We start from the raw sequence: 13,998 nt of genomic DNA on the forward strand, positions 1-13,998 counted from the left end.
TAATCGTCGAAAGGTACATTCAGTTGGTCAATCAAGTCAATTATTTTCCTTAAACCAGCCGGAGTACAGTATGTAGGCTTCAGCGATTCTATTGATTTCCCCGGCGCTCAACTCCGGACTAATATCCTTGATTTTCTTTGCGGGCATACCCGCAAAAACACTACCGGATGGCACATGTGTCCCCTTCGTCACCACGGCACCCGCAGCAATGATACTGTTGCTTTCCACCACACAATCGTCCATGACGATGCTTCCCATCCCGATCAGCACATTATCCTGGACGGTACAGCCATGCACAATGGCATTATGGCCTATTGAAACATTGTTTCCTATAGTTGTTGGCGATTTTTGATAGGTGCAATGGATGACCGCTCCATCCTGGACATTGACCTTATCCCCGATTTTTATGTAATGTACATCGCCACGAATGACGGCATTGAACCAAACGCTGCATTGATTTCCCATGGTGACATCGCCAACAATGGTCGCGTTTTCGGCAATAAAACAATCCTCTCCCATTTTTGGGTGTTTTCCATTAACCTCTTTGATCATAGTCTTCTTTTTATTTTAGTCAAAATAGGACAATAAATCCTTCTTTTTGGAGGCCGAAACCAATAATTCTTTTCCATTTGACAATACCACACTACCTCCCTTTCCCTTCCTATATTTCACCACTTCGTTCACATTGACCAAATAGGATTTGTGTATCCTTGCAAAATGGAATTCGGCCAAAGCATCCTCAAAATATTTGAGTGTTTTGCTCACCAAGATCTTTTTTTTCTCCAAATAGATTTCCGTGTAGTTATCATCGGCCTTACAAAATAGGATTTCTTCCACATTGAGTACCTGAAAACCATCCTGTTGGGGAAGTGTCAGTTTTCCTTGGATACTTTTGGCATTGGTATTCAACACCTTTTCCTGCAAACGATTTTCCTTGGTTTTTACTTCCTGTACATAGTCCACCGCCTTTACCAGCTCATCAATATTTATAGGCTTGGTCAGGTAGTAGGCCGCATGGTGGTTCAAGGCATCCTTCGCATAGTGGTCATATGCAGTTACGAATACGGTCTCAAAACTGCGGTCCGGAACTTGGTCCAACAGATCAAAGGCATTGCCAAAAGGCATCTCAACATCCAGAAATACCAGATCCAAATCATTGTTTTCGATCAGTTCCAAACCTTCCTTTATGGAGGCCGCCATGCCCACCAGGTTGACATCCGGACAATATTTATGTATATAATTGCCAAGGATTTCCCTGCTATTGGCCTCGTCCTCTACTAAAATTGCGTTTAAGGTCATTTGTCCTTCTTTAAGGTAAACAGTACTTGGGTACCCTCACCGTTTGTTTTTAAATTGGAAATGGAAACCGACACCTTATCGCCGTACATATCGTTCAAAATGGCGATTCGTTGTTTTATATTTCCCATTCCTTTTGACTTCTGCTTCCGTTGGTTGACCGTTTTAAGTTCGGCTGATTTTTTCCTGCCGATGCCATCATCAGACACCAATATTTCTAGTTCATCTTCATTTTTTGCCTGGACCTTCACTTCCAATCGGCCCTTTTCTTCCTTATACCTGAGTCCGTGCCAAATCGCATTTTCTATATACGGCTGGAGTAACATGGGCGGAATCTGAAACGTGGAAACATCCAGGTTTTCATCGACTTGAAGTACATAATCGAATTTATCCGGAAAGCGGGAATGTTCCAATTTTATATACAATTCCAAAAGTTCCAACTCCTTGGTCAAGGGTATAAAATCCTCCTCTGAATTTTCCAGCACGGACCGCATCAGTCTTGAGAAATCGCTCAAGTATCTGTTTGCACTTCGCTCATCGCTCTTGGAAATATAATTGTTGACAGAATTAAGGGCGTTGAAAATAAAATGCGGATTCATCTGGGACCGTAAGGATTTCAAGGCCAGTAGATTGTTGGCTAACTTTTGTTGTTGGTTGCTCCTGTAAAAAAAGAACGCCGCCAAGCCGGTAAGCAATAATCCGAATATCAGGGAATAAATAATGTATCGTTGCCGCTTGTAACTTTCCTCGGCCAATTCCTGTTCCGTCAAGGCCAATTCATACTTGCTTTGTGACAGCTCCCGCTCCTGTTCCAAGCCGGTAATCCTACTCTGTGTAACGGCAATTTCCCTATTGAAACGGGCCGCCCTGGAAATTTCCTGTTCCTTCCGTATGTATAAGGTATCCACAAGGGCCACATAGTCCTGATAGGTTTCTAGGGCCCTGTTGTACTCGCCCTTGAATTCATATACTTCGGATAGTTTCCTAGTGGCATCCTTTTGCACGACCAAATCGTTATCGGAATCCGCCTGAACGATACTCTTCTGTAGATAGGGTATCGCCTCCTCGTATTTGTCCTGCGCGATGTAGGCGTTCGCAATCTTATAATTGATGCGCTGGCTTGTGATGGTATCGCCCAGATCCATTGTTCCATCTGCTTCAGAAATGTTCAGCTTGCCCAAGGCCTCCAAACTATTCTTTCTGATGGCTATTTCCTCGGTATACTCGTTCCTTTTGTTGTAGAAATCGGCGACTTTTTCACGCTCCTGCAGTACCCTCTTTGGGGCCATTTTGCTGGCCAGTTCTACGGAATTGCCATAATAGACCTCGGCCTCCATTACCTTATTATCCTGCGCATAGGCATCCGCGATTTTGGAATTTAGATCGGTCATCTTGGGGGTAATCTGGTTCTGGGAGGCCACCTTTAAACCTTCGTTGTAATAGTCTACCGCCAATGGAGTATCGCCGGTTCCTTTCTTGATATCCCCAAAAATCTCATAGAGTTCAACTCGTTGGTAGGGCACCATATTCTTGAGTCTCTCAAGCGATTTCAACACATTTTCGGCCGCATCAAATTGATCCGTGATTTCATAGGTCCTGGCCAACATTAAGGATGTTGCTATGGTTTTATTGGCCTTTAAGGCGTCCTCAAAATTATCGATGGCCAAATCATATTGTTTGTGATGTAAATAGATTTCCCCCAATTTGGTCAGGGATTTTGCCAGTTGGTCCTTATCGCCATCGGTACCCAAAACCTCCAAGCTTTGGGCCACAAAATCGATGCTTCTGGCAATATCCGTTTTCTTATAGTATTCCGCGGAATCCAAAAAAGCCTGGTTGCTCAGGACCCTATTTCTGGACATTGAGGACCTACTTAGGGCATCATCCTTTTTACTTTCTTCAACCACCTGTAGTTTGATATCATCCCTGCTGGTCACTTGATGCCTAACAGTCTCAAAACTGGGGTGTTCCAAAATCAACCGCTCACCAATGGAAACGGAAATCCTGAATTCCCCCATACCATTGGTATACGTAAACTGCCCGGAGCTTGTGGATACGGATACACCCTGAATGGGTTTATTGGATTTTTGGGATTCCACCAAGCCCTTGAGTACAAATTTTGGGGTTCCGTTGTTTTGGGCCAAGCCCAAAACACTCACGAAAAGAAATGGAATGATTATATGTAAAAGGGATGACCGCATCTATTTTTTCTGATCATATGACTGTAAACTTAGATGATTCCTAGCACACTAAAAAATGTGGATTTTAGGATATTACCTGAATTTCCACCGTGCTTTCTCACTTTGCTAAAAGAAAGGTTTGGTTACCTCATCCAAATGGCACGTTCCCTAAAAACGGTTATGTATCCAAAAAGTTTCATTCTAGGTTTACAGCGTAATCAAATCAATAAAACGATGAAACCCTCATCAAGGGATTTGATATAGTGAGTAATTCCTCTACAAAAGGAACTATTTAAAAATCAAGCTTTTAATTTAATTCAAAACGTATGAAAAAATATCAAAAAATAATGACCCTAGGTTTTTCGGTACTATCCATGGCGGTAAGCTATGGATGTAAAAACGAACCAAAAAAGGAAAAACAAATCCTGTTGGCGAAAAGGGTCGAACCTTCCAATAAATCAAATAAACGGACTGTTAAAATTGCCCTGTTATTGGATACCAGTAACAGTATGGACGGATTGATAAATCAGGCGAAATCCCAATTATGGGACATCGTCAACGAATTCACAAGGGCTAAGTGCGGAAATGAAACCAGACCGGAACTTGAAATCGCTTTGTACCAATATGGCAATGACGCGCTTTCCTATAGGGAAGGTTACATACAGCAAGTTCTGAATTTTAGCAATGACCTGGACGAGATATCAGAAAAACTATTTTCATTGACCACCAATGGAGGAGAGGAGTATTGCGGCGAGGTAATCCAAACCTCCTTGAAACAATTGGAATGGGGCAAAGATCCAGATAACTTGAGAATGATATTCATTGCTGGCAACGAACCTTTCACTCAAGGTAGGCTTCACTACAAGGATGCCCTAACCAATGCCAAAGAACATGATGTTATCGTAAACACCATATTCTGTGGAAACTACGAACTGGGCATTGAAACGCAATGGAAAAAAGGAGCCCAACTGACAGGTGGTGAATATATGGCCATAGACCATAATAGGGAAGTGGTACATATCAACACACCGTATGACGACATCATCATCAAATTGAATTCAAGGTTGAACAAAACGTACATTTCATACGGTGCCAGGGCGAGCGAATATGAGGAAAACCAAGCCTCACAGGATGAAAATGCCATGAGTGTGGGATACGGTGTGGCTATCAAACGAGCCGTTAGCAAAAGCTCCCGACTTTACAATAATAAATCATGGGATTTGGTGGATGCATCGGCCGATGCAGATTTTGAATTAAAGGAAATGGACCGAAAAAGCTTGCCCGAGGAACTAAAAGGAAAATCGGATGAAGAAATTATATCCTACGTTGAAGAAAAACGCAAGGAAAGGGAACGTATACAGGCCGAAATTGCGGAACTAAATAGTAAAAGGGAACGTTATATCCGCGAAAATCAAAAGGAAAACACCCAAGGGGAACTGGAAAGTGCTATGCTCAAGGCTATCAAGAAACAAGCGGCCCAAAAGAACTACACATGGGATTAGCTTAAACGAAAATCGGATTTATTCGGGTCTTTTACGAAGGTAAAAGGCCCTTTTTTAATTCGCGGCGGGACAGTAACAATCGTACCTTTTTTCGGGCTTGCAAAAATCGAAACCTAAGGTTATCTGGTGAAAGCCCCCATTATCAAAACGTATATCGCCCATCTGATACGAGTAATTATAGGAGATCATAAATTTATTGAAATTTGCCCCCACGATTGGCGTAATCAATTGAAGGCGTTGCTCCCCAAAACTGGTTGCCGTTTGAAACTGTGCACCATCAAAACTCCTTCTGTAGGAAACACCGCCCCAAATCCGACCAAAATCAACATCCTTGTAAAGCTTCGCATTAATGTCCACGGTCTTTTCCTTGGTGAAATCCGTCAATTGAAAAAGCACGGAGGGTTCAAATTGCCATTCGCTTCTGCCAAATACATATCCTGCCGAAATGAGATATCTTCTAAGATTATCCACCCTGGGAACCGTTAGATTATCCGGGTCATCAGCTCGATTTATCCTATATAAGTTTCGCCTCGAAGAAAGTGCATTCAAGACGGCAAAATGCGTATAAAACTCCTGATAGGCATAGGACATTCCAAAATCCACATTGAAATAGGTCTCATTGAGCTTAATCCCTGAAATAGCAGGATCAAATGCTACGGAACGAAATTCCGTTTCATCCAAACTACTTTGAAGCACCGTTCCACTCAAACCAAAGGAAAGCTGGTTCAAGACCCGCACATCGTCACCACCCATGCGCAAATGATGGGCGTAGGTTCCTTTGAATCCAGTTTGGGAATGGTAGCCATTGGCATCGTTAAAAATGATGGCCCCTAAACCGCTGGGGGAGTCTCCCAACCTAAAGTGCCCGTTTAAGGTCTGTAAGTTTGGGGCATCATCCACATCAAACCATTGCTGTCTCGCCGTAGCCCTGATTTGGCCGCATTCCGTAAAACCCGCCATGGATGGAAATACCAGATAATAATTATCCGCCAAATAATCAAAATATACGGGAATCCCTTCTTGACCATTGGATTTTAATCCAAATAATAGGAAGGAGAACAACAGGAACAATTTACATCTCATGTCAAGAATTTGGGGTAAAAGTGTACATGACACTAAATATAATGGTTAACGGTACAAACAGTACATTATTATGTAGGTATAAACTTAGAATTCCTTCGTATTTTTGAAACCCGCATCGAGGGATTTGGTATGGTTAGCTAAATACTATAACAAAAGGTAATTACTAATTATCAGATTATTGACATCCATTTAAACGTATTATAAAATTGGAACACATGAAAGAGTACAATATAACGGTCGTAAAAACCAAGAATCCTGCCATATTGAAGTTTGAATCCAACCACATGTTGGTCAAACGGCAAAACTATGAATTCAAAAATATAGACGAGGCCAAAAATTCCCCATTGGCACAACAACTTTTTTACCTACCCTTTATCAAAACGGTATACATTTCAGGGAATTTCGTTGGTATGGAACGGTACGATATTGTCGAATGGGAGGATGTTAAGGACGAAGTGGCACAGCAGTTAGTGGAATACCTAAATGCCGGGGAGCCCGTGGTCATTGAAGCCGAAACCGACAAGCCCATTGCCGTGACCGTATACGCTGAGGTTACCCCAAACCCCGCCACCATGAAATTTGTGGCCAGTAAAAAAATCGTAGGTTCTATGTTCGAGTTCAAGAATATAGATGAAGCCAAAGACTCCCCTTTGGCCACACAGTTGTTTCAATTTCCCTTTGTGAAGCAGGTCTTTATTGATGACAACTACGTTTCGGTTACCAAATACGAAGTTGCCGAATGGGACGATATTACAATGGAGCTAAGGGAACTTATTAGAAACTTTATAGCGGAAGGCAGGGATATTGTAACCACGAATGCGGAACCCATACAAGGAAACCAAGCAGCGGACCCCACCCAGAATATCATCCAAGATGAATTGGACGATACCTCTTTGGAAATCATCGATATTTTGGAGGAATATGTAAAGCCCGCGGTGGCGAGTGACGGTGGGAATATTCTGTTCAAGTCCTATGAGCCCAACAGCCGTACCGTAAACGTTATTTTACAAGGAGCCTGCAGCGGTTGCCCATCCTCGACCTATACCCTGAAAAACGGCATCGAGACCATGTTGAAAAACATGATGGGCGATAGGGTCAACGAGGTTGTCGCCTTGAACGGGTAAATAATGCCCGTATTAGTCGTATTTCCAACTTAGATTCCGTAACTTCAAGGAGATCTAAAAAACACTAATTATGGCAGTTTTAAAAGTTATAGAAGTATTGGCTAATTCCGATAAAAGTTGGGAAGACGCCGCAAAAAATGCAGTGGCCCAAGCCTCAAAATCGGTTAAGAACATTCGTTCGGTATATATTAACGAACAAAGTGCAACCGTAGAGGATGGAAAAATGGTAACCTACAGGGTAAATGTAAAGATCACCTTTGAGGTGCAATAAGTTTTTTGCATTTGACCACTATTGAAGAGGCTGTCTAAAAAGTAGTTCTGAATGTCATATTGAGCGTGTCGAAATATTATAAAATACTGATAAGTTAAAAATCGGTTTCGACAGGTTCAACCTGACAACTAAGCCAAATAAGACTTTTTAGACAGTCTCTTTTTGTTTATAATTGAGAATCATCCCCTCTCTGAGTATAAGAAGATTGTTCAAAAATTTCAACCTTCATAATTGCTTTTGACTCAAAAAAAACAACCTTTGACTCGTCTGGTTTAAAACCAACCGCATTAACATTAGTTTAATGAAATATTTTTGATTGGACTGTTCCAAATTTTTAAGTTGTCGCCAAAACTATTTAAAACAACTATGGAACAATTCACCAACTATCAAGAACATCTGGATAATGCCATAAAATGGTTCTGGGACGCACTCCCAAATTTGATTGCCGCCATCATTCTCCTGTTTGTAGGCATGTACGTAATCCGATTTACGAACAAGATGGTCCGCAAATTTTTTGCAAAAAAAGATTATGATCAATCTCTGGAATCTTTTCTTCAGAGTTTAATATCCATTGCCCTAAAGATTTTACTTTTTGTGTTGATTATCACCCAACTCGGTGTGCAATCCTCATCTTTGGTCGCCATCATTGGTGCTGCAGGTTTGGCCATTGGTCTTGCACTACAAGGGTCCCTTGCCAATTTTGCAGGTGGAGTACTTATCTTGTTGTTCAAGCCCTTTAAAGTGGGGGATTTTATTTCCGCACAAGGAGTTGATGGCACGGTGAAGGAGATATCGATTTTTACTACCAAGCTAAAGACTTTTGGAAATCAGGTTGCAATTGTGCCAAACGGTCAATTATCGAACAACAACATCATAAATTATAATGCCGAGGACACCCGAAGGGACAAAATAGACGTAGGTATTGGTTATGGTTCCAACATCAAAAAAGCCAAGGATATACTTTTGGCAATTTGTATAGAAACCGATACGATTTTAAAAGATCCCGCACCTGAAGTATATGTTGGGGAACTAGCTGATAGTTCTGTCAATTTAACACTCCGTTTCTGGGCCAATAATGACGTTTTCTGGAAGGCACATTTCCATGTGATGGAAGAAATAAAACACCGGTTCGATGCGGAAGGTATAGAAATTCCATTTCCACAAAGGGTTGTTCACGGAACCTCTTTATAAACCGTCTAAATCTATTTTAAGGAATTTTAGAAACAGGACAAAAAGTTGATACTTGAAAAATAATTAACTATCTTTCTTAAGATGAATAAGTTATATTTTTTATTTATGTTTTTTTTGTCCTTAGGATATGGACAGGTGATAGGTAATGGTGATGGTATTACTACTGATGTTCAAGTGGGTATTGTTTACAGGGAAGTACCTATTGAAGGTAGCGCCTACATAAATGATATATATAAAAACGGAAAAATTTACATTAACGGCGTTGTGAGATCAGAGGCCTTAATGCGATTCGATGCGGTAAACGAGGCAATTGAAATTCTAAATGAAAATGGTAAGCCAAGAAAACTTTTTCGACAAAATAATATAAAGGTCACCTTTGATAATTTGATATATGAAGTAGATGAATATATGGAAGGTGAGAAAACGAAAATGGCCTATTTCAATCCTTTGAACAGTGGTGACGTCAAACTTTTATTTAGGCCAAAAAAGGTATTTTTACAAGCTGAAAACCCTGATAACGGCTACGATAGTTTCTCCCCACCTAAATACAAGGATGTTTCTTCTTACTACCTTAAATTCGGGAATAATCCGGCAGAATACATCAATCTTTCCAAAAGAGCTATAATAAAGGCGCTAGGGCAATACGAAAAAACTTTGAAAGATTATATTTCGACACAGGAACTAAATCTTAGAAATCAAAAGGATGCCATTCAATTGATTCAATTTTTCAATACTCTTAAAAGTGATTTAAAACCAGAACTTTAAAACGGTATTTTTTATTGTTTTTTAGTCGATGTTGTCAAAAAATCCTTTAAATAATAGGGTTCAAAATACGCAACGTCCTCAAATTCAAATTTCTTATACTTTTCATAAGTTAGTTTTGCCATTTCCTTAGCTGATGGAACAGCATCCATATAAAATTCGGCATTGACATTGGGTAGTGTTTGCTTTATTTTTTCAGCACCGGAACCAATAAAATGGATTTTACTTTTTGAAAGATAGTCTTGGAAGGATTCCAAATCTACAATTTCAGCCTGTGTGTCCCTTATTTGGTTCAAATCCGCATCGAATACTGCTGAATAGACCTCCATTCTTCTGGCATCCAAAACCGAGACGATAGAATCTCCCTTGGTTACATCCAATTGGCCAGCCAAGCTTTTTAAGGTTGCAATGGAAATCAGGGGAATATCAAGGGCAAAACAAAGCCCCTTGGCCGCTGAAACACCAATTCTAAGGCCTGTATAGGAACCAGGACCCATACTCACGGCAACGGCATCCAAATCACTCATTTCGTACCCGGACTCATCCATGCTTTCTTTAATGAAAACATGTAATTGTTCCGCATGGGAGTAGCTTGGTGTGTTGTTTTCCTTTATGGAAACCATTTTACCGTTTAAGGACAAACACACGGAACAGTTGGTAGTAGCCGTTTCCAAGTTTAAAATCAATGCCATTTGCCAAAGGTAGATAATAACCATAAAAAAACCTGCAATTCAATATTACAGGTTTTTTTATGATGGGTCAGTCTACTAGTTCAAGACAACTGGGAGCCCAAAATAAAATTCCAATATCTTAATCCTGAAAATATAGTCATATTTGGTCCGTATAACATCGGCTTCGGCATTGTCCACGCGGGCCTGCGCCTGACTATAATCGAAGGAATTCATAAGACCTACTTCAAAACGCTCCTTGGCGTATTCAAAGGCCAATCTTCTTGCCTCTAGGGTTTTCTCAGCAGCCTCATATGCCTTTGCGGAAGTTTTCACCGCAACGTAGGCTTGGTTAACCGTATTTTCAAGATCTAACTTATCCTGTTCAAATTGCAACTTTGCACGCTCCACATCTATTTTCGCCCTATCAATATTATTCCTAGTGCTAAATCCATTGAAAATTGGAACGCTCAGCTGTACACCGTAGGAAACGCCATCGAATATCCACAACTGATCCGTGAAATTGGGCGTAAAGAATTCGGGTGGAGATCCAGGTGGAAGACCGGCAACGGGTAATTGAGCAACATCTGAATATCTAGTTCCATAATTGGCAAATGCGTCTATAGTGGGCAATAAAGCACCTTTCCGAATTTGAAGGTCTTTTTCAGCTACTTCTACATTTGCTTTGGAGAATTTAATATCATTCCTAAATTCCAAGGCTTTTGCAAAGATGCTACTTGGTGAATTCGCCAATATTTCTGAAGGGGGTACTTCATACGACTCATCGGCCGTATCAAAATTTTCGTAATCCGTGATTTGCATTAATTGTGCCAAGGCAATTTTGGATATCAACACTTGTCCTTCAGCATTTACAATTTGTTGCTGCTGATTGGCCGCAGTGGCCTCAATATCCAAGAGATCTCCCATAGGCACTACGCCAGATTCCACCAATTCTTTGGTACGTTTTAAATCTTGCTCTGTTACCGCATATTGAGCCTGGGCTACCTTAAGACTTTCTTTGTTCGAAATTACCTGCAAGTAGTTATTTGCAACATTTAATCGAATGTCGTCCTTTAAATCTTCCAATCGATACTGATTGGCAATGGTATTCAATTTAGATCTGTTCATTTGATGCACGTCCCTCATACCATTAAATAGATTTACACCCGTGGTGATACCGGCATTTACGTTATTTTGGGTGCTATTTGTCGGTAAGTTGGTTGTTGGATTAATAGAGAAACCAGTGTTACTTGAAAAAGAGGTATTGGCATTTAGGTTTGGCAGAAAATTTCCAAAAGCATCCTTTTCATTGATTTTCGCATTCTCCAAATCCAGTTCAAACTGCTCAACGGATAAGTTATTTTCCACTGCATAGGTGACACATTCCTCCAAGGTCCATTTTTTGTTTTGAGCCATGGAAGTACCTGCTACCAAAAGCAGTAGTAGTGTGGTTATCGTATACTTCATTTTTTGATTTTTATTTTGATTGATGATGATTATTCTGTTTCTGTTTCTTCCTCACCTTTCTTGATAGGCTCTGTTTTGTTCCAGTGTTTTACTTTGTCATCCTTGGTCAATCCGGATATCACCTCCACATTCACCCCATCTGAAATACCGGTTTCTATATCCCTTCGCTCGAATTTTTGCTCTTCGGCGGAGCCTACCGCTACCTCTACATAAGGTTTATCGGTTTCCTTGTCAAATTGTAAAACCGCCTCTGGTATTACCAAAATACTATCCTTTTTCTCCAGTACGATGGAAGCATTGGCACTGTACCCTGCACGGATAAAGACATCGTCTTTCTCCTCTACATCGCCTTCTATCTTAAACTGTACGGCACCTGTCTCCTCAACACCCTTTGGTGCTATAAACTTCAATTTAGCATCCAACTCAACATCCTCAACGGCTCCCAAACTTATCTTCAAAGGTGTCCCAACTTGCAATTTTCCAACTTCTCCTTCATCTACCTTTCCTTCAAAAATCATCTTGCCCAGATCTGCAATCGATGCAATGGTTGTTCCATCATTAAAATTGTTACTTTGGATAACCTGATCTCCTTCTTCCACGGGAATTTCCAAAATAGTACCGTCCACGGTAGCCCTAATATTGGTATTGGCGGTGGATGATCCACCTGCAGAACCACGAAGGATTATCTGATAATCGTTTTGCGCATTTTCAAGTTCCAGTTTTGCCTGGTCATAAATCAACTGGATGTTCTGGAAATCCTGTGCGGAAACCACACCTTTATCGAACAAGGTCTTGTTTCTGTTAAAATCGAGTTCTGCGTTGCCCAAAGCAACCTTCGCATTGTTTACCCTGCCACGTGCTTGGAACAAGGCTTGTTCGTTAGGAACGACCTTTATTAAGGCAATCAAATCGCCGGCCTTTACCTTGGCTCCTTCTTCCAGGTATATTTTCTCGATAATCCCTGATATTTGCGGTTTTATTTCAATTTCCTCTTCCGGAACAACCTTTCCGGTAGCCACCGTCTTTTTCTCAATACTGGAAATAAAAGGTTGGCTGGTATCATAGGTAATGGCAGATTTGCTGTTCGATTTAATAAAGAACACCGCGGCCCAAAGTGCTCCCAGCACCAAAACTCCTATTAAAATATATTTTACGATTTTGTTCATTTTTAAGTGTTTATTTAAATGGTTGTTATTCTTCTCTTAATGCATCTATTGGTTTTATACTTACTGCTCGTTGCGCCGGTATCAATCCGATCAGGGTTCCAAGGATCACCATAATCAAAAGTGCCCCAAGCACGTAAGGGATTTGTACTGTTGGATTTGTATATGGAAAATCCAAATCCTTGGTAAGATTGTTTATGATGGACAATACACCTGCGCCCAGTATGATTCCCATAATTCCGGCTATCATAGTTAGAAAAACGGATTCCAGAATAATCTGGTTTCTGACTTCGGCAGGCGTCGCACCCAAGGCACGCCTTACACCCAATTCCTTGGTCCGCTCCTTTACGGATATCAATAATATATTTCCGATACCGATGACCCCCGCAAGAATCGTTGCCAAACCAACAACCAAGCTCAAAAAGGTCATGCCCTTGGCAAACCCGGACACCCTTGCAAAGGCTTCACCTAAATTAAAGGAACCAAAGGCCCTTTCATCCTCTGGATTTACCCGATGGATATTTCTAAGCAAGGCCTTAACATCCTTCTCCACTTGAACCACATCCACATCATCATAGGCCGCAATACAGAAATAATCCACATTTTCGCCGGTATTGTAAAGTTTTCTGAAGGTTGTAAAAGGTATAAAAATCGCCGCATCGCTATCAAAGCTTACGCCTTGTGAAAGTTTATGTATCCCTACAACCTGAAAATACACGTCCCCGATTCTTATGTACTGACCAATGGGCTCCTCATCCTTATCAAAAAGCTCCTGTACATTTCTTTCCCCTATTACACAGACCTTTCTGGCCTGGGCGATGTCCTCGTCATTAATAAACCTACCACCATCAAAAATCTGTTTGGTGGCAATTTTGGTATAGATGGGATAGTCGCCATTTACCGGATACGTTCCCGATTTTTGACCTCTGACCGTAAATACGGGTTCCGTTCCAAAATTGCCCAAATTGATCCTGGGTGCTATATAATTGATTTCCGGTATTCTATTTTCCAACATGGTCGCGTCACCCAATTTCAATTGCATGGGCCTGCCCGTTTTAAATCCTTCGTAGGGCATACTTGTATTCTGTCCCCATACGAACATACTGTTCATGGAAACACTTTCAAATACCTTTTCAAAACCATTGTCCATTCCTTTGGCGGCTCCTGACAAGGCTATATAGATAAATATGCCCCATAGAACCCCAATAATGGTAATGATGGTCCTGGTCTTGTTCTTACTGATAGAACCGAATATCTCTTGCCACGTATTTCTGTCGAAAATAAACTTCAT

At 40.9% G+C, this 13,998-nt stretch carries 13 protein-coding genes; 5 read left to right on the forward strand and 8 right to left on the reverse strand.

The genetic code is table 11. The annotated features are described in order from the left end of the window. Positions 1 to 36 precede the first annotated feature (36 nt). The 3 genes from FEK29_RS12295 to FEK29_RS12305 are packed head-to-tail and all read right to left on the reverse strand — an operon-like array spanning position 37 to position 3,497. Entirely contained in the window at positions 37 to 552 is a 516-nt protein-coding gene (locus tag FEK29_RS12295) for a gamma carbonic anhydrase family protein (RefSeq protein WP_138258736.1), read from the reverse strand. A gap of 15 nt (positions 553 to 567) precedes the next feature. Beyond that, on the reverse strand, positions 568 to 1,299 hold the full coding sequence (locus tag FEK29_RS12300) for a LytR/AlgR family response regulator transcription factor (protein WP_138258737.1): 732 nt from the start codon (positions 1,297 to 1,299) through the stop codon (positions 568 to 570). Continuing rightward, positions 1,296 to 3,497: a histidine kinase gene (locus tag FEK29_RS12305; RefSeq protein ID WP_138258738.1), complete on the reverse strand. Its 2,202-nt coding sequence runs from the start codon at positions 3,495 to 3,497 to the stop codon at positions 1,296 to 1,298. Before FEK29_RS12305 ends, FEK29_RS12300 begins: the two co-directional genes overlap by 4 nt. A gap of 305 nt (positions 3,498 to 3,802) precedes the next feature. On the opposite strand from FEK29_RS12305, the gene FEK29_RS12310 reads away from it, so the two are divergent. Beyond that, the gene (locus tag FEK29_RS12310) at positions 3,803 to 4,978 is read left to right on the forward strand and encodes a vWA domain-containing protein (RefSeq protein ID WP_138258739.1); all 1,176 of its coding nucleotides are present in this window, start codon (positions 3,803 to 3,805) and stop codon (positions 4,976 to 4,978) included. Between the two features lie 54 nt (positions 4,979 to 5,032). On the opposite strand, the gene FEK29_RS12315 is transcribed toward FEK29_RS12310, so the two are convergent. Continuing rightward, on the reverse strand, positions 5,033 to 6,061 hold the full coding sequence (locus FEK29_RS12315) for a PorP/SprF family type IX secretion system membrane protein (protein ID WP_138258740.1): 1,029 nt from the start codon (positions 6,059 to 6,061) through the stop codon (positions 5,033 to 5,035). 215 nt (positions 6,062 to 6,276) lie between these two features. Here FEK29_RS12315 and FEK29_RS12320 point away from each other — a divergent pair, with 215 nt between their 5' ends. The 4 genes from FEK29_RS12320 to FEK29_RS12335 all read left to right on the forward strand — a co-directional run bounded on the left by FEK29_RS12320 (position 6,277) and on the right by FEK29_RS12335 (position 9,412). Further along, entirely contained in the window at positions 6,277 to 7,185 is a 909-nt protein-coding gene (locus FEK29_RS12320) for a NifU family protein (protein WP_138258741.1), read from the forward strand. Positions 7,186 to 7,255: 70 nt separating this feature from the next. After that, positions 7,256 to 7,456, forward strand: a complete 201-nt coding sequence (locus FEK29_RS12325; RefSeq protein ID WP_138258742.1) for a dodecin family protein — start codon at positions 7,256 to 7,258, stop codon at positions 7,454 to 7,456. A gap of 366 nt (positions 7,457 to 7,822) precedes the next feature. After that, positions 7,823 to 8,647: a mechanosensitive ion channel family protein gene (locus tag FEK29_RS12330; RefSeq protein ID WP_138258743.1), complete on the forward strand. Its 825-nt coding sequence runs from the start codon at positions 7,823 to 7,825 to the stop codon at positions 8,645 to 8,647. A gap of 105 nt (positions 8,648 to 8,752) precedes the next feature. After that, on the forward strand, positions 8,753 to 9,412 hold the full coding sequence (locus FEK29_RS12335; RefSeq protein WP_138258744.1) for a hypothetical protein: 660 nt from the start codon (positions 8,753 to 8,755) through the stop codon (positions 9,410 to 9,412). An 11-nt stretch (positions 9,413 to 9,423) separates the two neighbouring features. On the opposite strand, the gene tsaB is transcribed toward FEK29_RS12335, so the two are convergent. The 4 genes from tsaB to FEK29_RS12355 form a co-directional block, all read right to left on the reverse strand. Next, positions 9,424 to 10,101, reverse strand: coding sequence for a tRNA (adenosine(37)-N6)-threonylcarbamoyltransferase complex dimerization subunit type 1 TsaB (gene tsaB, locus FEK29_RS12340; RefSeq protein ID WP_138258745.1), 678 nt, complete (start codon positions 10,099 to 10,101; stop codon positions 9,424 to 9,426). Positions 10,102 to 10,176: 75 nt separating this feature from the next. Beyond that, the gene (locus FEK29_RS12345) at positions 10,177 to 11,544 is read right to left on the reverse strand and encodes a TolC family protein (RefSeq protein WP_138258746.1); all 1,368 of its coding nucleotides are present in this window, start codon (positions 11,542 to 11,544) and stop codon (positions 10,177 to 10,179) included. Positions 11,545 to 11,573: 29 nt separating this feature from the next. Beyond that, positions 11,574 to 12,710 carry an efflux RND transporter periplasmic adaptor subunit gene (locus tag FEK29_RS12350; RefSeq protein WP_138258747.1) on the reverse strand — a complete coding sequence of 379 codons (1,137 nt, stop codon included), beginning with the start codon at positions 12,708 to 12,710 and terminating at the stop codon, positions 11,574 to 11,576. Between the two features lie 25 nt (positions 12,711 to 12,735). Then, complete coding sequence (locus FEK29_RS12355; RefSeq protein ID WP_138258748.1) at positions 12,736 to 13,998, reverse strand: ABC transporter permease; 1,263 nt, start codon at positions 13,996 to 13,998, stop codon at positions 12,736 to 12,738.

It is taken from the genome of Maribacter aurantiacus (genome assembly GCF_005780245.1).
GTDB lineage: Bacteria > Bacteroidota > Bacteroidia > Flavobacteriales > Flavobacteriaceae > Maribacter > Maribacter flavus.